Genomic DNA, 19,210 nt, shown 5'->3' on the forward strand with positions numbered 1-19,210 from the left:
CCCGGCTCCGGGGGCTGGGTAGGATCCGGGAAATGGCCTACCTCGCGCTGATAGTCGTCAACGTCATGGCCGCTCTCTCGGCGCTGACCGGGTTCTGGCTCACCGCAAGGTATTTCATTAGCGACGACAAGGACGGCACGGGCGCGATCACGACGCGGGGACCCTGGGCGGCCCGGCGCGGTCCGATCCTGGTCGCGGTCGGCATTGGGTTGGGTTTTCTCGCCAACTTCGCCCAGAACCACATACCTCCGTCGCCCGCCTCTGACGTGGTGGTGCCGTCGAACGCGACGGACTTGTGCGACAACAACGATGGCCTTTTCGGCCTGTGCGGTGCCGGGCAGCTCCACTAGCGGCGCGGTGAGTGCCGGACCGCGGCGCGGGTAAGCTGCATCGGGGCTACCGGGCAAATGCTCGGGCCCTGAAAACGTGGCGATCCTCTAGGAGATAGACCGACTGTGGCCTCGACTGCCGACTTCAAGAATGGACTCGTCCTGGCGATCGACGGCCAGCTGTGGCAGATCGTCGAGTTCCAGCACGTCAAACCCGGCAAGGGCCCGGCCTTCGTGCGCACCAAGCTGAAGAACGTGCTGTCCGGCAAGGTGGTCGACAAGACGTACAACGCCGGGGTGAAGGTGGAGACCGCGACCGTCGACCGGCGCGACGCCACCTACCTGTACCGCGACGGCTCGGATTTCGTGTTCATGGACAGCCAGGACTACGAGCAGCACCCCCTGCCCGAGTCGCTGGTCGGTGACGCCGCCCGCTTCCTGTTGGAGGGCCTGCCGGTACAGGTGGCGTTCCACAACGGGGCCCCGCTGTATCTCGAGCTGCCAGTGTCGGTCGAGCTGGAGGTCACCCACACCGAGCCCGGCCTGCAGGGCGACCGCTCCAGCGCCGGCACCAAGCCCGCCACCCTGGAGACCGGGGCGGAGATCCAGGTACCCCTGTTCATCAACACCGGCGACAAGCTGAAGGTCGACTCGCGCGACGGCAGCTACCTGGGGCGGGTCAACGCCTGATTATGGCGGACGGAAAGCCCGGCAAGGGACGCCATCATGCCCGCAAGCGCGCCGTCGACCTGCTGTTCGAGGCCGAGGCGCGGGGACTGAGTGCGGCGGAGGTCGTGGACGTGCGGACCTCGCTGGCCGAGGCGAACCCCGACGTGACGACCCTGCAGCCGTACACGGTGGCGGTGGCGCGCGGGGTGGGCGAGCACGCGGCCCACATCGACGATCTGATCGGCTCGCACCTGCAGGGCTGGACCCTGGACCGGCTGCCCGCCGTGGACCGCGCCATCCTGCGGGTCGCGGTGTGGGAGTTGCTCCACGCCGACGACGTGCCCGAGCCGGTCGCCGTCGACGAGGCCGTGCAGCTCGCCAAGGAGCTGTCCACCGACGAATCGCCCAGCTTCATCAACGGGGTGCTGGGCCAGGTCATGCTCGTGACTCCGCAGATCCGGGCCGCCGCCCGCGCCCTCCGCGGGACCGAGTCATGAGCCGGCTGGAGCTGCGCGCCGGCATCGCCGCCGTGCTGGCCGCGACGGTGGTGCTCGGCGCCGTCGTGTGCGCCGCCTACGGGCTCACCATTGTCGCGTCGGCGCTGGCGATCTACGCGCTGGGCGTCGGCGCCTGGCTGTACCACTGCGTCGAACGGCTGATCGTCGCCAACCGCATCAGCACGGTCCGGCAGGCGGCCAAGCCGCTGCAGCCGCTGCTGCCGGTGATGGCCGCCCTCATGGGCCTGACGCAGGCCGTGGTCCGGTCGCTTTCGGACGTCACCGAGCTGCCGGCGCGCCGCTGGGAGCTTCCGGTGCTGCGGTGGGTGGACAGCACGCGCGCCGGTCGGGGTGGCGCCGAGGACCAGCCGGAGCGTTAGGTTCGCGAAACGATCCCACGCCGGGCTCGCGCGGGCAAGAATGGCTGCTGCTACGAGCTGCAATGACGCAGGACAGGTGACGTGATGAATCCATACAGTGCCCACCCGCGACGACTACGAGTCTCCGCCCTTGCGGCCGTGGCCAACCCGTCGTACGCCCGGATCGACACCTGGAACATGCTCGACGACGCCTGCCGTCACCTCGCCGAGGTCGACCTCGCCGGGCTGGAGAAGGCTCACGAGGTCGCCCGCGTGAAGCGACTGATGGACCGCATCGCCGCCTACGAGCGGTACTGGCTGTACCCCGGTGCCCAGAACCTGGCCACCTTCCGCGCGCACCTGGAGGCCCTGTCCACGGTGCGGCTCACCGAGGAGGTGTCGCTGGCCGTGCGTCTGCTGTCCGAATACGGCGACCGCGCAGGGCTTTTCGATACCTCGGCGCCGCTGGCGGACCAGGAGCTGGTGGCCCGGGCAAGGCAGCAGCAGTTCTACACGGTGCTGCTCGCCGACGACGCCCCCGAGACCGCCCCGGAGAGCCTGGCCGAGTGCCTGCGCGAGCTCCGCGACCCGTCCGACGACGTGCAGTTCGAGCTCCTCGTCGTGCCGAGCGTGGAGGACGCGATCACCGCGGTCGCGCTGAACGGCGAGATCCAGGCCGCGATCATCCGCGACGACCTGCCGCTGCGGTCCCGGGACCGGGTGCCGCTGATGAACACGCTGTTGGGGCCCAATGAGGACGCTGAAGGCGTAGTCATACCCGACCGCGCCAACGACTGGGTGGAATGCGGCGAATGGATCCGCGAGCTGCGGCCCCACATCGACCTCTACCTGCTCACCGACGAGTCGATCGCGGCCGGTGACGACACCGAGCCCGACGTCTACGACCGGACGTTCTACCGGCTCAACGACGTCACCGACCTGCACAGCACCGTGCTGGCGGGCCTCCGAAACCGGTTCGCCACACCGTTTTTCGACGCTCTGCGCGCGTACGCGGCGGCGCCGGTCGGCCAGTTCCACGCCCTGCCCGTCGCCCGCGGAGCCAGCATCTTCAACTCGAAGTCGCTGCAGGACATGGGCGAGTTCTACGGCCGCAACATCTTCATGGCCGAAACCTCCACCACCTCCGGCGGGCTGGATTCGCTGCTGGACCCGCACGGCAACATCAGGAAGGCGATGGACAAGGCCGCGCACACCTGGAACTCCGACCACACCTACTTCGTCACGAACGGGACGTCCACAGCCAACAAGATCGTCGTGCAGTCGCTGACGCGGCCGGGCGACATCGTGCTGATCGACCGCAACTGCCACAAGTCGCACCACTACGGGCTGGTGCTGGCCGGCGCCTATCCGCTGTACCTGGACGCATACCCGCTGCCCGAGTTCGCGATCTACGGGGCGGTGTCACTGCACACGATCAAGAAGACCCTGCTCGACCTCGAGGCGGCGGGACAGCTGCACCGGGTGCGGATGCTGTTGCTGACCAACTGCACCTTCGACGGCGTGGTCTACAACCCGCTGCGGGTGATGCAGGAGGTGCTGGCGATCAAGCCGGACATCTGCTTTTTGTGGGACGAGGCGTGGTACGCGTTCGCCACCGCCGTGCCCTGGGCCCGGCAGCGGACCGCGATGGTGTCGGCCCAGCATCTCGAGCAGATGCTGGCGGCGCCGAAATACGCCGAGGAATACCGGAATTGGGTGGCGTCGATGGACGGCGTGCCGCGGTCCGAGTGGCTCGGCCGGCGGCTCTTGCCCGACCCGGCCCGGGCGCGGGTGCGCGTCTATGCGACGCACTCCACCCACAAGTCGCTGTCGGCGCTGCGGCAGGCGTCGATGATCCACGTCCGCGACCAGGATTTCAACGCGCTAACGCGCGACGCGTTCGGCGAGGCGTTCCTCACGCACACCTCGACGTCGCCGAACCAGCAGCTGCTGGCCTCGCTGGACCTGGCGCGCCGGCAGGTCGACATCGAGGGCTTCCAGCTGGTCCGGCAGACCTACGACATGGCGCTGGTTTTCCGGCACCGGGTCCGCAAGGACCGGCTGATCAGCAAGTGGTTCCGCATCCTCGACGAGTCCGACCTGGTGCCCGAGGAGTTCCGGGCCTCCTCGGTGAGCTCGTACCGCCAGGTCCGGCAGGGCGCGCTGGCCGAGTGGAACGAGGCGTGGCGCTCCGACCAATTCGTGCTGGACGCCACGCGGGTCACCCTGTTCATCGGCAAGACCGGCATGAACGGTTACGACTTCCGCGAGAAGATCCTGATGGAGCGGTTCGGCATCCAGATCAACAAGACGTCGATCAACAGCGTGCTGCTGATCTTCACGATCGGCGTCACCTGGTCGAGCGTGCACTACCTGCTCGACGTGTTGCGCCGCATCGCAACGGATTTGGACCGCAGCGAGAGCGCGGCGAGCGTGGCGGACCGGGCGTTGCAGCGACGCCACGTCGAGGAGATCACCGAGGACCTGCCGCACCTGCCGGACTTCAGCGAGTTCGACGTCGCCTTCCAGCCGGTCGACGGCTGCATGTTCGGCGACATGCGGTCGGCGTTCTACGCCGGGTACGAGGAGTCCGACCGCGAGCACGTGCTGATCGGGACGGCCGGGCGGCGGCTGGCCGAAGGCAAGACGCTGGTGTCCACGACGTTCGTGGTGCCCTACCCGCCGGGCTTCCCGGTGCTGGTCCCCGGTCAGGTGGTGTCCAAGGAGATCATCTACTTCCTCGCCCAGCTCGACGTCAAGGAGATCCACGGCTACAACCCCGACCTGGGTCTGTCGGTCTTCACCGAGGAGGCGCTGGCGCGGATGGAGGCTCAGCGGAACGCGGCGATGGCCGCGGTGGGTTCGGCCTACCCGCCTTTCGAGCTGCCCGCGGACGCATCCGGCCTCAACGGCGCGTCCAATGGCGACGGCGCCGCGCGGGTGGTCACCGAGGGTGCGTGAGGGTGCGCTAACCGACTGCGTGTCGTGGTGGCGACGACTGGCCCGCCATGCTCTGCTGGATTCCCTGGGCCACCTCTTCCTTGCGGGCCGGGCTGCCGGGCGCGGCGGTCTCCTGGCAGTTGCAGCTGAGCGCGCCGAAGGCGCTGGGATCGGCGCTTGCGCTGGGCGCTCCCACCACGCCCGCGCTGACGGCGACAGCCGCGCCGATCAGGGTTGCGGCTATGAGGCGGCGCGGTTTCGGCGATTCGACATCTCTCACGTCGCCAGCGTATGTGCGGTCGCTTGAGATCCGCTGTGGACGCGGCCTGAGCTGCTGTGAGTCAGGCGCGCTCCGCCGACGCGCCGCCGTTCGTGTCGCCGGGGTGACGTCCCGGGCGTTGCGGCAGGACGATGACGAGCGCGACGATCAGCGCCGCGAGGACGGCCGTGGCCACGGGCCGGCTCAATGCCAGGCCGCCGTCGGCGACCGGTTTATCGAGGAGGTCGCCCACGGTCGCGCCGAGGGGGCGCGTCAGGATGAACGCAGCCCAGAACAGCGCCACGCGCGACACGGGGGTCAGGTAATACACGGCGACCACGACGGCCAGAGCCGCGGTGAACGATAAGGCGCCGCGTTCGTAGCCTATGCCGCGGGTCGCGGAGAGCCAGTCGCCCAACGCCGTGCCCAGCGTCTGCGAAAACGTGATGGCCGACCAGTAGAACGCCTCCACCCGTGGCGTGGCAACGGTATTCACCGACACCGTTCCCTCCGACCAGCGCCACAGCGCCAAAGTGGCCGCAAGACAACCCAAGAGCAGCAGCGAACCGCCCGTGTACCCGATGCCCAGCGATCGGTCGGCGAAATCGGCCAGCACCGTGCCGAACGTCGTGGACGCCACGATCGCCGCCCAATACAGAATTGCGTGGAAGCGTGTGGCGAGAATCTGGCCGACACCAGCGCCACCAGCAACACTCCGAAAAGCGTGACGCCCGCCAGGTAACCCCAATTCAGCGTCATCGTGACCGTGTCGCCGCAAGTCTCGCCCAGCGTCGTCGCGAGGATCTTGATTACCCAGAAGCCCAGCGTGACCGCCGGCACCTTCGTAGCGGCGTCATCCGTCATACTCATTGTCCCGTGGGGTCGCGGGCCGTGTCTACGTCGTTGACACCGTGAAGTCGTTGACACCGTGAAGTCGTTGACACCGTGAAGTCGTTGACACCGTGAATCTGGCCGCCGGTGAGGGCGATCCACGCCGCTAGCTGAGAGGGACTTAGGAAATACCTTTGCCTTCAATGAGATAACCGCTCCAGGTCGGTCACGGCAAGCGTTGTCCGCGTTGCGCCGTGCCAACATGGATCCATGCCCGGGCAATCGGATACCGCGACGCAACTCGGGGCGGGGGCGCGGTGGTCGATCATGGTTGTCTCGCTGGGTGTTACGGCAACCTCGTTCCTTTTCGTCAACGGGGTCGCGTTCCTCATCCCGTCACTGCAGGCCCGACGCGGGATTCCGCTGACGGAGGCCGCCCTGATGGCGTCGATGCCCAGCTGGGGAATGGTGGTCACCCTTTTTCTTTGGGGCTATGTGCTCGATCGCGTCGGCGAGCGGGCCGTACTGACGGTGGGTTCGGCACTGACAGCGGCCGCGGCCTACGCGGCGGCGGCGGCGCATTCGATGGCGATGACGGGCGCATACCTGTTCCTCGGCGGTATGGCCGCGGCCAGCTGCAACGCCGCCGGGGGTCGGCTGGTGTCCGCGTGGTTTCCGGCGCGGCAACGCGGGTTGGCGATGGGCATCCGCCAGACGGCGCAACCCCTGGGCATCGCTCTGGGCGCCGTCGTCGTGCCCGAACTGTCGGAACGTGGCGCGCACCGGGGGCTGATGTTCCTCGGGGTGATGTGCGCGGTGGCGACGGTCGCCAGCGCGATCGGGATCGTCGATCCGCCGCGGAAGGCACGCCGGGCGGCGACCGCACAGGAACTGGCGAGCCCCTACCGCGGCTCCTCGGCGCTGTGGCGAATCCATGCCGTCGCCGGGCTGTTGATGGTGCCGCAGACGGTCACGGCCACGTTCATGCTCGTGTGGCTGATGGCTCACCATGGCTGGTCGGTGGCGGCTGCGGGCGGTCTCGTGACTCTGTCTCAGGCGCTCGGGGCCGCGGGCCGGATCGTCGTCGGCCGCTGGTCCGATCACGTCGGCTCGCGGATGCGACCCGTCCGCATGATCGCGCTCGCCGCGGCGCTGATCCTGTTTCTGCTTGCGCTCACCGACGGCCCGCGGTCGGGACTTGCCGTGCTGTTGATGCTTTCGCTGTCCGTGGTCGCGGTGCTCGACAACGGGTTGGAAGCCACCGCGATCACCGAGTTCGCCGGACCGTTCTGGAGCGGACGCGCCCTGGGCATGCAGAACACCGCGCAGCGGCTGATGGCCGGCGCCGGGCCCCCGCTCTTCGGCGCGCTGATGACGGCGTCCGGGTACTCGTCGGCGTGGGCGCTGTGCGGGTTGTTCCCCCTGGCGGCGATGCCGCTGGTGCCGACCGAACTGCCGGGAGTTGCGCAGGATTCTGCTCACGAGGATCGGAAAGACTCGGTCCACCCCGGGGTGGCGCAATAGCGCGCCGGGCGGGAGTCCTTGCTGGTCGGCGCTGAACCCGAACCGGCGGAATGCGTTGAGCGGCCCGCGCGGGCCATCCGCGGACACCCCGAAAGTCCCCCTGAGCTGCGTTAGCGTGACTCCCGTGGCGCAACCAGTATCGATTCGGGGGCACCGGGCCGACCGGGCCCGCCGGGTCGCCGACGTGCTGCGCCAGCAGATCCACGCCGACACCTACCCCGACGGGCTTCCGTCCGAACAGGAGTTGGCGGCGGAATTCTCGGTGTCCCGCAACACGATTCGCGAGGCGCTTGCCGCCCTCAAACAGGAAGGGCTGATCGACCGCGGGCCCAAGGTCGGAACCCATGTCGCGCAACGCAAGTACGACCACGGCCTCGACGCGTTGCTCGGTTTGAAGGAAACGTTCAAGGACCTCGGCGAGGTGCGCAACGAGGTGCGGGCCGCCATGCCGGTCACCGCGCCGCCGTCGGTGGCGCGGCGGCTCCGCCTGGAACCCGGCGAGCAGGCGGTGTTCGTCGAGCGGCTGCGCTACCTCGGCGACCTGCCGCTCAGCCTGGACCTGACCTACCTGGCCCCGGACATCGGCGCGAAGATCCTCGACTATCCGCTGGAGACCAACGACCTGTTCGCGCTCATCGAGCAGGTGAGCGGGCAGCGGCTGGGGTCGGCGTCGCTGGCGCTGGAGGCCATCTCCGCCGACGCGCATTCGGCGGCCACGCTGCAGGTGCCCGACGGGGCGGCGCTGCTCATGCTGGAGCGGCTCACCAGCCTCGACGACGGCAGACCCGTTGACCTGGAGTACATCCGGATGCGGGGCGATCGAATCACCATGCGCGGCAACCTCATAAGGAGCAAGCCATGACGCTGATATCCCAGCGTGCCGACGTGCCGGTCACCATCGACGAGTCGCTGTGCATCGACGGCTGCACCCTGTGTGTCGAGGTCTGCCCACTCGACGCGCTCGCCATCAATCCCGAGACGGGCAAGGCGTACATGCACGTCGACGAGTGCTGGTACTGCGGCCCGTGCGCGGCTCGCTGTCCGACCGGGGCCGTCACCGTCAACATGCCGTACCTCCTGCGCTGAAAGGCGTTTCATGGAACTAGGGCCGGGTCGCCAGCGTAACGCCACGGCGAAAAATGGGGCCAGAAATCGCACTGGCGTTACGCTCGCGGTCGCCTGCGCGACGGTCGGGCTGATCTCCGGCTGCTCGCTCGAATCGCTCTCGCAGTCCTCGGGTGTGGTCAACGTCGTGGTGGGCTACCAGTCCAAGACCATCAACACCGTCACCGCGGGCACGCTGCTGCGCGCGCAGGGCTCCCTGGAGCACCGGCTCGCCGACATCACCACCCGCACCGGCACCAAGTACGCGGTGCGCTGGCAGGACTACGACACCGGCGCCCCGATCACCGCGCAGATGCTCGCCGAGAAGATCGACATCGGCTCGATGGGCGACTACCCGCTGCTGATCAACGGGTCCAAGACCCAGGCCAACCCGCTGGCGAAAACCGAGATGGTGTCGGTCACCGGCTACAACCCCAAGGGCGCGCTGAACATGGTGGTGGTGAAGCCGGACTCGTCGGCGAGCGGGCTGGCCGACCTGGCCGGCTCGAAGGTCTCGGCCAGCCTCGGCTCGGCCGGGCACGGCACCCTGGTGCGCGCCCTGGCCAAAGAGGGCGTCACCGGCGTCGAGGTGCTCAACCAGCAACCGCAGGTCGGCGCCTCCGCGCTGGAATCGGGTCAGGTTCGAGGCCTTTCGCAATTCGTCGCCTGGCCCGGGCTGCTGGTCCACCAGGGCAAGGCCAAGCTGCTCTACGACGGCGCCGAGCTGAACTTCCCGACCCTGCACGGCGTGGTGGTCCGGCGGTCGTACGCGAAGAGCCACCCCGAGGTGCTCGCGGCCTTCCTGCAGGCGCAGCTGGACGCCACCGAGTTCCTCAACTCCAGGCCGCTGGAGGCGTCCCGCATCGTGGCCCAGGCCAGCGGATTGCCGCAGGAGGTGGTTTATCTGTACAACGGCCCCGGGGGTACGTCGTTCGACAGCACGCCGAAGCCGTCGCTGGTCGACGCGCTGAAAGCCGATGTGCCGTACCTGAAGTCGATCGGCGACTTCGCCGACCTCGACATCGGCAACTTCGTCGTGGACGAGCCGCTGCGCGCGGTGTTCGCCGCCCGCGGCCGCAACTACGACGCGGCCCGAGACGCAAAGTCCAACCCGGACACGCTCGCGGGGGATCCCGCCCTGGCCGGCGAGCTGTGGTTCGAGGGATCCGACTCGACGCAACCCATCGCCAATCCGACCGCGCTGCTGCAGGCGATCCGAGAGGCGAACGGCCGCGGCGCCAAGATCCGCGCGGCCTACGTTCCCGACGCCGAACTGGGCACCCGATGGTTCGCCGACAAGTCGACGTGGGTCAAAGACGGGCCCAATTACCTTCCGTTCGACACCCCGGCCGGTGCGCGCCGGTACACGGCGGGACACCCGGGCAGCGTGGCCATGAATTATCAACAGGCACTGGGGGGTTCGGTATGACCGCGCAAGTGGTGCCCGGGCAGGTTTTCGACGGGGTCTCGGCGCCCGCACCGGCGACGCCGCGGCGACTCGCCTCGCCGTGGCGGTCGCGCCTGCTGCGGCTGGCGTCGGTGGCCGTGGCGATCGGGCTGTGGCAGCTGCTCACCGCAGGCAAGGCGCGGCTGGTGCTGCGGTTCGACACGCTGCCCACCGTCACCCAGATCGTGACGGCGCTGCATCGCCGGCTCGGCGCCCACGAGTACTGGCTCGACGTGGCGCAGTCGTTGCTGCGGATCCTCACCGGCTTCGGCCTGGCCGCCATGGTCGGGGTCGCCACGGGCGTGCTGCTGGGCCGGTCCCGGCTGTTCGCCGACATCGTCGGTCCGCTGACCGAGCTGGCCCGGCCCATCCCGGCGATCGCGATGGTGCCGGTGGCGATCCTGCTGTTCCCGACCGACGAGGCCGGCATCGTCTTCATCACCTTCCTGGCGGCGTTCTTCCCGATCATGGTCAGCACCCGGCACGCCGTGCGCGCGCTGCCCACGCTGTGGGAGGACTCGGTGCGCACCCTGGGCGGCCGCCGGGCCGACGTGCTCACCCAGGTGGTGCTGCCCGGCATCCTGCCGGGTGTCTTCGGCGGGCTGTCGGTCGGGATGGGGGTGGCGTGGATCTGCGTGATCTCCGCTGAGATGATCTCCGGCCGGCTCGGCATCGGCTACCGCACCTGGCAGGACTACACGGTGCTGGCCTACCCGCAGGTCTTCGTCGGCATCATCACCATCGGGGTGCTGGGCTTCGCCACGTCGGCGTCCGTCGAGCTGGTTGGCCGGCGCGTGACCCGCTGGCTCCCGCGCGCGCAGGAAGGACAGCGATGACGGCGATGAGCCTCGAACTGGACCGGGTTTCCCTGTCGTACACCGCGACTCCGGTGATCGACGGGCTGAGCCTGACCGTGCGGCCGGGGGAGATCCTCATACTGACCGGCCCGTCGGGCTGCGGGAAGTCGACGGTGCTGCGCGCGCTTGCGGGCCTGCTGCCGCCCGCGGGCGGTCGGGTGCTGGCGGACGGCGACGACGTCACCACCACCTCGGGTGATCGCGGCATGGTGTTCCAGGACGACGCCCTGCTGCCGTGGCGCACCGTGCGGTCCAACATCGAACTGGCGTTGCGGCTGCGCGGCGAACCGCGCGCCACCCGGCGGACTCAGGCCGAGCGGTGGATCGACGAACTCGGGCTCGGCGGATTCGGTCATTACCTGCCCAAGAGCCTGTCGGGCGGGATGCGCCAGCGCGTGCAGTTGGCCCGCGGCCTGGCCGGCGCGCCGCGCGCGGTGATGATGGACGAGCCGTTCGGTGCCCTGGACACCCAGACCCGCGCCGCCATGCAGCGGCTGCTGATCGACACCTGGCGTGCCCACCCGACCACCGTCGTCTTCGTCACCCACGACGTGGACGAGGCGCTGGCGCTGGGGGACCGGATCGCCGTGCTGGGCCGCGCGGGCCGGCCGCTGCGCGCGCTGCTCGACGTGCCGGAGCCGCGTGTCGACCTGCCGCGTCCCGCGCTGCGCGCAGAAATCATTGCGGCGCTGGACCATTCGGCGGCGGCATGATGCAGGCACCCGATCTCGCGCCGGACCGCCTCGACTGCGACGTGCTCGTCATCGGCGGCGGCACCGCCGGCACGATGGCGGCCCTGTCGGCCGCGGAGCACGGTGCGCAGGTCCTGCTGCTCGAGAAGGCGCACGTGCGGCATTCCGGCGCGCTGGCGATGGGCATGGACGGGGTCAACAACGCCGTCATCCCCGGTAAGGCCGAACCCGAGGACTACGTCGCCGAGATCACCCGCGCCAACGACGGAATCGTCAACCAGCGCACCATTTATCAGACTGCCACCCGCGGCTTTGCGATGGTGCAGCGGCTGGAGCGCTACGGGGTGAAGTTCGAAAAGGACGAGCATGGCGAGTACGCGGTGCGCCGCGTGCACCGCTCCGGCTCGTACGTGCTGCCCATGCCGGAGGGCAAGGACGTCAAGAAGGCGCTGTACCGGGTGTTGCGGCAGCGGTCGATGCGGGAGAAGGTCCGCATCGAGAACCGGCTGATGCCGGTGCGGGTGCTGGTGGCCGACGGGCGGGCGGTCGGCGCCGCGGCCTTCAACACCCGCACCGGCGAATTCGTCGCCGTTGGCGCCAAGGCGGTGATCCTGGCGACGGGGGCGTGCGGGCGGCTGGGCCTGCCCGCCTCGGGGTATCTGTACGGCACCTACGAGAACCCCACCAACGCCGGCGATGGTTACGCGATGGCCTACCACGCGGGCGCCGAGCTGTCCGGAATCGAGTGCTTCCAGGTCAACCCGCTGATCAAGGACTACAACGGGCCCGCCTGCGCCTACGTGGCCAACCCGTTCGGCGGCTACCAGGTCAACGCGCGCGGCGAGCGCTTCGTCGACTCCGACTATTGGTCGGGACAGATGATGGCCGAGGTCAAGAACGAGATCGACTCCGCGCGCGGGCCGATCTACCTCAAGGTGTCCCACCTGCCCGACGAGACGCTGAGCGCGCTCGAGGGCATCCTGCACACCACCGAGCGGCCCACCCGGGGCACCTTCCACGCCAACCGCGGTCACGACTACCGCACCCACGATATCGAGATGCACATCTCCGAAATCGGTTTGTGCGGCGGGCATTCGGCGTCCGGTGTGTGGGTCGACGAGCATGCCCGCACCACGATCCCCGGGCTCTACGCCGCCGGGGACCTGGCGTGTGTGCCCCACAACTACATGATCGGCGCATTCGTCTTCGGTGACCTCGCGGGCACGGACGCCGCGTCGACCTGCGCGGAAGTCTCGGCGCCGCAGCGGCTTCCGGAGGACCAGCTGCGCGAAGCGCACGAACTGATCTACCGCCCGCTGCGGCATCCGGGCGGGCCGCCGCAACCGCAGGTCGAGTACAAGCTGCGCCGGTTCGTCAACGACTATGTGGCGCCGCCGAAGACGGCGGCCAAGCTGTCGATCGCGGTGCGCACCTTCGACCGGATGCGCGGCGAGATCGCCGAGATGGGCGCCCGTGATCCGCACGAGCTGATGCGCGCCGTCGAGGTCTCCTTCATCCGGGACTGCGCCGAGATGGCCGCACGGTCCTCCCTCACCCGCACCGAATCGCGTTGGGGGCTCTACCACGATCGCGCGGATCTGCCCGGGCGCGACGACGCCCAATGGGGCTATCACCTCAACCTGCGCAAGGGTGCCGACGGTCAGATGGTGTTCCTCAAGCGGCCGGTGGCGCCCTACTTCGTGGCCGTGCCGGAGCTGGACGGCTTGCCCCCGGCGGACCAGACCGTGCAGGAGGTGGAGCAGCCGCCGCTGGTCGGCGGCCAGGCGCCGGCCAACACGACATCCCGGATCGATGCGCCCGCAACGCCGTTCGACCCGCCGTCGCCGCGCATCGCCGAGGTGCTCGCCCTTGAGGAGCCGACCATTTCCGGTCTGCGGCCCTACCTGGCCGACCCCGACCCGGGGGTGCGCCAAACCGCGGTGGCGACGCTGACCGAGCACATCCCGGACGGGTACGCGCCCGCGTTGTTCGCCGCGCTGGACGACGCCGCCGCCGCGGTGCGCCGCACGGCCGCCGACGGGATCCGCGAGCTGGCGGAGGTGCTGCCCGACCCCTCGGGCGTCCGGGGCCACTTGGCTTCACCTGACACGGTGGTGCGGGCCGCGGCCGTCTACCTGCTGACCGCCCGCCGGGCCGGCGCGGCCGAGGACTACCGTCACGCCGTCGCCGATCCCGACCACCGCGTGCGCCTCGAGGGCGTGCGGGCGCTGGTGTCGGTCGACGACGTGGCCGGCGTCGTCGCGGCCGGCGCGGACGAGAACCGCGAGGTCCGCATCGCCGCGGCCGCCGGCCTGGCGACGCTGGGTGGCGGCGGCGAGGCGGTGCGGGCGCTGATCGGCGATCCCGACCCCCTGGTGCGCGCCGCCGCGCTCGCCGCGCTGGGCCAACTGGGGTGCGACGCAGGGGATGTCGCGTCGATCGAGTCGGCGCTGCGGGCGCCGGCGTGGCAGGTTCGGGAGGGTGCGGCCCGCGCGCTGGCGGGGGCACCCGCGGACCTCGCCGTCCCTCGGCTGGCCGAGGCGCTGGGCGACGCGCATCTCGACGTGCGCAAGGCGGCGGTGATCAGCCTGACGCGCTGGGCGGCGGACCCGGCGGCCCGGGACGCGCTGGGCATCGCGCTGAAGGACGGCGACGCCGACGTGCGGGCCTACGCGCGCCGGGCGCTGGATCGCTGATGGCCGGCAGTCATAGGATACCGATAGTTACGTAATAGAGGTATAGTCGCGCTGGTGAGGTACCCACCGGACCAGAAGGCCAAGGCGCGCGCCGCACTGGTGCGTGCCGGCATGCGATCGATGAAGGTGTCCGGTTTCAACGGCATTGGGGTGGACGGGCTCGCCGCCGCGGCGGATGTGACCTCGGGAGCGTTCTACTCCAATTTCGCCAACAAGGAAGCGATGCTCGAGGCGATCATCGAGGCCGCCGTCGGCGAGCCCTTTCTGTCCGACACGGAGTCCGGCAGCAAGGCCGAACGCGTATCGCGGCTCAAGAGCTTCATCGCGGATTACCTGAGCACTTACCATGTGGACAACCCGGGCGACGGTTGCGTGATGCCAACGCTCAGCGCCGACGTCGCGCGGGCGGGGGCGTCGACGCGGGAGGCGTACGAGCACAAGATCGCGGCGCTGGCGGACCGGGTGGCGGAGTCGCTCGACGGTGCACGCCCCGATCGGGAGCGCCGGGCATGGAGCATCGTCGCGTTGATCGTGGGAGCGGTCTCGATCTCCCGCGCAATGTCGGACGCCGCGACGCAGGCCACCGTGCTCGACGCCGCGCGGCAGACCGCGGACAAACTCGTTTCGCCCGGCAAGCAACGCAACTGATCGGCCGCAAGCGGGCTCGGGCCGCTTGGAGGGCCGCCCCGGGGGGTGCGGGGATCGCCGCCCGCGCGACTCGGTGAGCGCGTTTTGACCGATATCGGGCCCTTGCACTTGCCCCATGCGGCGCGTCGCGGGCCGGTCCACGGCGCGCGCCGCTACCTGGCTGTCGAACGGGGCCGCTATCGGGGCTAGCCATTGGAGAGCGGTCGTTATATAGTGACCGTTATCTTATGATCCCGACGGAAGGCAATCTAATGGCAAGCAGGCAGGCGGTCGAATTCGCCGATTTCTTGGCGGAGGTCGGCAGGCGGTCCTCGAATCCCAATTTCGAACTGGAGACGATTCGTGACGTCACCGAGAACATTCATCTGGCGACGAAGGAGCCCGAGGGGGTCACTTACGCCGAGGTGGATGCCGGCGGGGTCGAGGCCATGTGGTGCATTCCCGTCGACAGTGACCCGGAATCGGTCCTGCTGCACACCCACATGGGTGGCACCGTGGTGATGTCGATGCACTCCGACCGGAAGGCGGCCGGACACCTCGCGAAAGCGGCCGGCGCCCGGTCGCTCGTGCTGAACTTTCGGCGTTCCCCGGAGCAAAAGTATCCGGCGCAGGTCGAAGACGTGGATAACGCTTACCGCTGGCTGCTCGCTCAGGGCTACCGGCCCAACAAGATTGCCAGTGTCGGCCACTCGATCGGCGGGTATCTCGCGGTCGAACTCGCGCTGCGGCTGCGCGATCGGGGCGAGGCGCTGCCCGGTGCCGTGCTGTCCATCTCGCCGTGGACCGACGTGACGCTGTCGGGGGAGTCGATCGAAACCAACGCGGGTCGGGACAAGCTGCTCACCCGGGGGTTATTGGAGTTGTTCCGGTCGTGCTGGCTCGACGGAACGGGCGTGGAATTCACCGACCCGCGGGTGCATCTGCTCGGTGCCGACCTGTCCGGGCTGCCCCCGACCGCGGTGTACTACGGCGAGTACGAACTGCTCGCGTCGGATGCCGTCGCCTTCTCGCGGCGGGCGCAGGAAGCCGGCAACGACGTCGTCGTCCGGCGGGTCGACGAGGGGCAGCACTCCTTCATCATGGGGGCGGGCCGCGTCGAGGAGGTCGACCGCGCGATCGCCGAAATAGGCCGCTGGCTGCGCTCCGCGCTCGGAATCCACTCGGCCGTGGCCTGACAGCCGTGCAGCCGTTCGAGCTGACCTTGGCCGCGGCCGCCCAACAGATCAGGGCCAAAGCACTGTCGCCCGTCGAGTTGACCGAGTCGGTGCTGGCCCGCATCGAGGTGGTTGACCCACCGATCAACGCGTTCAGCAAGGTCACCGCGGAGCTGGCCACCGCGGCGGCGGCGCGGGCGGAAGGTGAGATCGCGGCCGGCCGATATCGCGGACCCCTGCACGGAATCCCCGTCGGGGTCAAGGAGATCTACGACATGGCCGGCGTGCCGAGCACGTCTAGCTCGCGCGTCCGAGCGCATCACATACCCCGCGACGACAGCGCCGTCGTCGCGGCGCTGCTGGCGGCCGGTGCGGTGGTGGTCGGGCGGACCCACAGTCACGAGTTCGCCTTCGGCGTCGTCACTCCCCAGACCCGCAACCCGTGGCGTCCGGACCGCATCGCGGGAGGGTCCAGCGGTGGATCGGCGGCGGCCGTCGCCGTCGGGGCGTGCTTCGTCGGGTTGGGCAGCGATACCGCGGGCTCGATCCGCATCCCCGCATCGCTGTGCGGCATCGTGGGGCTCAAACCGACATACGGTCGCGTATCCCGCACGGGCGTAACGACGTTGGCGTGGTCACTGGACCACGCCGGCCCGCTGACGCGCACGGTCGAGGATGCGGCGTTGGCGATGCAGGTGATGGCCGGGCACGACCCCCGCGATCCGGGTTCGGTGGACGTCGCGGTGCCCGACTTTTCGGCCGGATTAGGGCGCGATGTGGCCGGGATGACGGCCGGCGTCCCGGTGAACTTCTTCACCGAGCGCGTCGATCCGGAAGTCAGGAATGCCGTCGAAGCGGCCTGCGCTCGGCTCGCGGATCTGGGTGTGCGGCTGCGAGAAGTCCGGCTGCCCCTGACCGATGAGGTGGTGGCTGCCCAGTTCGGAATCTTGCAGCCCGAAGCCGCCAGTTATCACCGGCAGATGCTGAGCGAGCACGGCGACCTCTACACCGATGACGTACGACGCGCATTGCGGTCCGGCGCGTCCGTATTGGCGACGGATTACCTGGCGGCGCAACGCATGCGGGCGAGCATCCGCCAAGAGTGGCACGGGCTCTTCGACGACATCGATGTCCTGATCACCCCGACGGTGCCGGTCGCGGCGATGGACGCAAGCAAGCCGGAGGTGACTTGGCCGGACGGGCTGTGCGAGGGGCCGGCGGACGCGTACATCCGGTTCTCCGCTCCGGCGAATCTCACCGGTCTGCCAGCGTTATCCGTGCCGTGCGGATTCACCGGCGCAGGATTGCCGATTGGTCTGCAGGTCATGGGCCGTCCCTTCGACGAGAGCACGGTGTTGCGTGTCGGGCATGCCTACCAGGCGGCCGCCGGATGGGCGACCACGCCGATCAGTGCCCCGCGTTCTGGCCGCCGTCGATGTGCAGGACTTCGCCGGTGACGAACGGCGACTGCTCCAGGTATCGGACGCCGTGGGCGATGTCGGCGATCGTGCCGACGCGATTCTGCGGATGCATGTGGGCGTAGGCGGCGTGGACATCGGTTCCCGCGTGCATGGGGGTGTCGATGACGCCGGGGGAGATCGCGTTGACGCGGATGCCGCTGCCGGCGTATTCGATGGCGAGTGCCTTGGTGACGGCCGCCACGCCGCCTTTGGACAGGGCCGTCAGTGCCGCCGGGATGCGGGCGTCCGGCTGCTCGACGAGGGCGGTGGTCAGGCTGACGATGTGACCGCCGTGGCCCTGGTCGAGCATCTGGGCGACCACTCGTTGGGTGAGGTGAAAGAATCCGCCGACGTTGGTCCCCACGACGAGGCCGAAGTCCTCCGGCGTGTAGTCGGTGAAGGGCTTCGGTATGAAGATGCCGGCGTTGTTGACCAGGGAATCGATGCGCCCGAAGCGTGAGATCGTTTCGCGGACAATGCGCTCGGCGGTGTCGATGTGGGCGATGTCGCCGGGGACGGCGAGGACGTCGGGCCCGGCACACGGGGCGATGCCGCGGGAGTTGGCCACGACGCGGTAGCCCATTGCGCGGTAGGTTTCGATGAGCGCCGCACCGATGCCGCGGGAGGCGCCCGTGATGATCGCGACTTTGGTCATGGCATCAGCTCGGCGAGAATGGTTTTGACGGGCGCGGTTCGTGCTTGGCGATATTGGGTTCCCGCCCACAGGCTGGTGCCGTGGGGATCGCCGAGGGCGCTGGCTGCGGCCAGGATCGGTGAGGTCAGGTGCGCGATCTCGGGGAACCCGAAGACGGCGTGGTGTTCGTGGTCGCGCACGAATCGGTTGCGCAGCGATCGCGCGTAGCGTCCGGTGAAGGCGCGGGTGAGCACGGTTTCGGTGAATTGCGGGGCGCCCAGGGCGGCGCGGTGCACGGGGCTGGTTCCGGCCTCGTCGGCCAGGAGCAGTGCGGTGCCGAATTGGGCCGCGGTGGCGCCCTTCTCGAAGACCCGGTCGACATCGGCGGTGTTGGCCAGCCCGCCGGCCGCGACGACGTCACAGCCGACCGTGTCGAGCACGCCGGCGAGCAGGTCGTCGAGGCCAACGGAGTCGGGCAGGGCGTGGGGGTTGAAGGTGGCCCGATGCCCGCCGGCGTCGGGTCCTTGTACCACCAACGCGTCGACGCCGCGGCTGACGGCCTGGTTGGCCTCGTCGACGCTGGTCACCGTGCCGACGACGAGGATGCCGGCCTCCCGGAGTCGACGGCACACCTCCTCGCTCGGTAGGCCGAAGGTGAACGACACCGCTTCGGGGCGCAGCTCGTGCAGCAGGTCCAGCTTGGCCCGCCAGCCGAAGTCGTCGTGGCGCGGGGTGCCCAGGGGCGTGGCATAGCGTCCGCCCTCCGCTGACAGCCGGCGCGCGTAGGTCTCCACTTCACCGGGGTCAGCGGGGACATTGTGGGGCACAAAGAGGTTGATGCCCAAGGGCCCCGCGGTGAGGGCTCGCGCCGCGGCGAATTTGTCGGCCAGAGTCTCTGCCGGAATCAAGCCACCGGCCAGGAATCCCAGGCCGCCGCACTCCGCAACCGCGGCGGCCAGCGCCGGCGTCGACGGGCCGCCAGCCATCGGCGCCGAAACCGCCGGCACCCGCAGATCCCTCAAAGCGAAGCGCCCTAGCAAGTTTGCGGACTTACCGGGCGGGCACAATGCATCACGCAAGTTGAACGAGCCGAGACTCGGCTCGGTTCAA

General features: G+C 69.3%; 19 protein-coding genes and 1 pseudogene. 15 read left to right on the forward strand and 5 right to left on the reverse strand.

The features are described from left to right. Positions 1-32 precede the first annotated feature (32 nt). The 5 genes from G6N56_RS00615 to G6N56_RS00635 all read left to right on the forward strand — a co-directional run bounded on the left by G6N56_RS00615 (position 33) and on the right by G6N56_RS00635 (position 4,815). Positions 33-350, forward strand: coding sequence for a hypothetical protein (locus G6N56_RS00615; protein ID WP_085256985.1), 318 nt, complete (start codon positions 33-35; stop codon positions 348-350). 105 nt (positions 351-455) lie between these two features. Next, entirely contained in the window at positions 456-1,019 is a 564-nt protein-coding gene (gene efp / locus G6N56_RS00620; protein ID WP_085256986.1) for an elongation factor P, read from the forward strand. A 2-nt stretch (positions 1,020-1,021) separates the two neighbouring features. Further along, positions 1,022-1,495, forward strand: a complete 474-nt coding sequence (gene nusB, locus G6N56_RS00625) for a transcription antitermination factor NusB (protein ID WP_085256987.1) — start codon at positions 1,022-1,024, stop codon at positions 1,493-1,495. Then, on the forward strand, positions 1,492-1,875 hold the full coding sequence (locus G6N56_RS00630; protein WP_085256988.1) for an antitermination protein NusB: 384 nt from the start codon (positions 1,492-1,494) through the stop codon (positions 1,873-1,875). Before nusB ends, G6N56_RS00630 begins: the two co-directional genes overlap by 4 nt. 84 nt (positions 1,876-1,959) lie before the next feature. Further along, on the forward strand, positions 1,960-4,815 hold the full coding sequence (locus G6N56_RS00635; RefSeq protein WP_085256989.1) for an aminotransferase class I/II-fold pyridoxal phosphate-dependent enzyme: 2,856 nt from the start codon (positions 1,960-1,962) through the stop codon (positions 4,813-4,815). A gap of 7 nt (positions 4,816-4,822) precedes the next feature. Here G6N56_RS00635 and G6N56_RS00640 read toward each other — a convergent pair whose 3' ends face one another. From G6N56_RS00640 to G6N56_RS29925, 3 genes and pseudogenes are all read right to left on the reverse strand, one after another. Further along, positions 4,823-5,074 (reverse strand): hypothetical protein, encoded by a 252-nt coding sequence (locus G6N56_RS00640; RefSeq protein ID WP_085256990.1) that lies wholly within the window; start codon positions 5,072-5,074, stop codon positions 4,823-4,825. A 61-nt stretch (positions 5,075-5,135) separates the two neighbouring features. Continuing rightward, a complete protein-coding gene (locus tag G6N56_RS00645) occupies positions 5,136-5,669 on the reverse strand; it encodes a COG4705 family protein (RefSeq protein ID WP_232069181.1) in 534 nt (177 codons plus the stop codon). Between the two features lie 125 nt (positions 5,670-5,794). Beyond that, positions 5,795-6,148, reverse strand: a pseudogene (locus G6N56_RS29925) (hypothetical protein); the annotation flags it as partial. A 6-nt stretch (positions 6,149-6,154) separates the two neighbouring features. Here G6N56_RS29925 and G6N56_RS00650 point away from each other — a divergent pair. The 10 genes from G6N56_RS00650 to G6N56_RS00695 all read left to right on the forward strand — a co-directional run bounded on the left by G6N56_RS00650 (position 6,155) and on the right by G6N56_RS00695 (position 17,463). Beyond that, positions 6,155-7,408 carry an MFS transporter gene (locus G6N56_RS00650; RefSeq protein ID WP_085256991.1) on the forward strand — a complete coding sequence of 418 codons (1,254 nt, stop codon included), beginning with the start codon at positions 6,155-6,157 and terminating at the stop codon, positions 7,406-7,408. A 115-nt stretch (positions 7,409-7,523) separates the two neighbouring features. Then, positions 7,524-8,270: a GntR family transcriptional regulator gene (locus G6N56_RS00655; protein ID WP_085256992.1), complete on the forward strand. Its 747-nt coding sequence runs from the start codon at positions 7,524-7,526 to the stop codon at positions 8,268-8,270. After that, complete coding sequence (locus G6N56_RS00660; RefSeq protein ID WP_085256993.1) at positions 8,267-8,494, forward strand: 4Fe-4S dicluster domain-containing protein; 228 nt, start codon at positions 8,267-8,269, stop codon at positions 8,492-8,494. The genes G6N56_RS00655 and G6N56_RS00660 overlap by 4 nt, the downstream gene beginning before the upstream one ends. A 10-nt stretch (positions 8,495-8,504) precedes the next feature. After that, positions 8,505-9,941, forward strand: coding sequence for an ABC transporter substrate-binding protein (locus tag G6N56_RS00665; RefSeq protein ID WP_085256994.1), 1,437 nt, complete (start codon positions 8,505-8,507; stop codon positions 9,939-9,941). Beyond that, positions 9,938-10,795, forward strand: a complete 858-nt coding sequence (locus tag G6N56_RS00670; RefSeq protein ID WP_085256995.1) for an ABC transporter permease — start codon at positions 9,938-9,940, stop codon at positions 10,793-10,795. The genes G6N56_RS00665 and G6N56_RS00670 overlap by 4 nt, the downstream gene beginning before the upstream one ends. Then, entirely contained in the window at positions 10,792-11,529 is a 738-nt protein-coding gene (locus G6N56_RS00675) for an ABC transporter ATP-binding protein (protein WP_085256996.1), read from the forward strand. The genes G6N56_RS00670 and G6N56_RS00675 overlap by 4 nt, the downstream gene beginning before the upstream one ends. Then, a complete protein-coding gene (locus G6N56_RS00680) occupies positions 11,526-14,204 on the forward strand; it encodes a fumarate reductase/succinate dehydrogenase flavoprotein subunit (protein WP_180150453.1) in 2,679 nt (892 codons plus the stop codon). The genes G6N56_RS00675 and G6N56_RS00680 overlap by 4 nt, the downstream gene beginning before the upstream one ends. Before the next feature lie 54 nt (positions 14,205-14,258). Continuing rightward, entirely contained in the window at positions 14,259-14,852 is a 594-nt protein-coding gene (locus tag G6N56_RS00685) for a TetR/AcrR family transcriptional regulator (protein WP_085256997.1), read from the forward strand. A 251-nt stretch (positions 14,853-15,103) separates the two neighbouring features. Then, on the forward strand, positions 15,104-16,027 hold the full coding sequence (locus G6N56_RS00690; protein WP_085256998.1) for an alpha/beta hydrolase: 924 nt from the start codon (positions 15,104-15,106) through the stop codon (positions 16,025-16,027). Between the two features lie 5 nt (positions 16,028-16,032). After that, a complete protein-coding gene (locus G6N56_RS00695) occupies positions 16,033-17,463 on the forward strand; it encodes an amidase (protein ID WP_085256999.1) in 1,431 nt (476 codons plus the stop codon). Here G6N56_RS00695 and G6N56_RS00700 read toward each other — a convergent pair. Next, complete coding sequence (locus G6N56_RS00700) at positions 17,414-18,121, reverse strand: SDR family NAD(P)-dependent oxidoreductase (RefSeq protein ID WP_085257000.1); 708 nt, start codon at positions 18,119-18,121, stop codon at positions 17,414-17,416. The two genes, G6N56_RS00695 and G6N56_RS00700, sit on opposite strands and share 50 nt — an antisense overlap. Then, positions 18,118-19,107: a nitronate monooxygenase gene (locus tag G6N56_RS00705; protein WP_264020882.1), complete on the reverse strand. Its 990-nt coding sequence runs from the start codon at positions 19,105-19,107 to the stop codon at positions 18,118-18,120. Before G6N56_RS00705 ends, G6N56_RS00700 begins: the two co-directional genes overlap by 4 nt. Positions 19,108-19,210 lie beyond the last annotated feature (103 nt).

The sequence above is a fragment of the Mycobacterium saskatchewanense genome, assembly GCF_010729105.1.
GTDB classification, from domain to species: domain Bacteria; phylum Actinomycetota; class Actinomycetes; order Mycobacteriales; family Mycobacteriaceae; genus Mycobacterium; species Mycobacterium saskatchewanense.

Bases quoted from the DNA above. Each gene is read 5' to 3' on its own strand.
- G6N56_RS00680 (WP_180150453.1), top strand. From the start codon at position 11,526: ATGATGCAGGCACCCGATCTCGCGCCGGACCGCCTCGACTGCGACGTG.
- G6N56_RS00660 (WP_085256993.1), top strand. From the start codon at position 8,267: ATGACGCTGATATCCCAGCGTGCCGACGTGCCGGTCACCATCGACGAG.
- G6N56_RS00690 (WP_085256998.1), top strand. From the start codon at position 15,104: ATGGCAAGCAGGCAGGCGGTCGAATTCGCCGATTTCTTGGCGGAGGTC.
- G6N56_RS00630 (WP_085256988.1), top strand. From the start codon at position 1,492: ATGAGCCGGCTGGAGCTGCGCGCCGGCATCGCCGCCGTGCTGGCCGCG.
- G6N56_RS00650 (WP_085256991.1), top strand. From the start codon at position 6,155: ATGCCCGGGCAATCGGATACCGCGACGCAACTCGGGGCGGGGGCGCGG.
- nusB (WP_085256987.1), top strand. From the start codon at position 1,022: ATGGCGGACGGAAAGCCCGGCAAGGGACGCCATCATGCCCGCAAGCGC.
- G6N56_RS00615 (WP_085256985.1), top strand. From the start codon at position 33: ATGGCCTACCTCGCGCTGATAGTCGTCAACGTCATGGCCGCTCTCTCG.
- G6N56_RS00700 (WP_085257000.1), bottom strand. From the start codon at position 18,121: ATGACCAAAGTCGCGATCATCACGGGCGCCTCCCGCGGCATCGGTGCG.
- G6N56_RS00665 (WP_085256994.1), top strand. From the start codon at position 8,505: ATGGAACTAGGGCCGGGTCGCCAGCGTAACGCCACGGCGAAAAATGGG.
- G6N56_RS00670 (WP_085256995.1), top strand. From the start codon at position 9,938: ATGACCGCGCAAGTGGTGCCCGGGCAGGTTTTCGACGGGGTCTCGGCG.
- G6N56_RS00635 (WP_085256989.1), top strand. From the start codon at position 1,960: ATGAATCCATACAGTGCCCACCCGCGACGACTACGAGTCTCCGCCCTT.
- G6N56_RS00675 (WP_085256996.1), top strand. From the start codon at position 10,792: ATGACGGCGATGAGCCTCGAACTGGACCGGGTTTCCCTGTCGTACACC.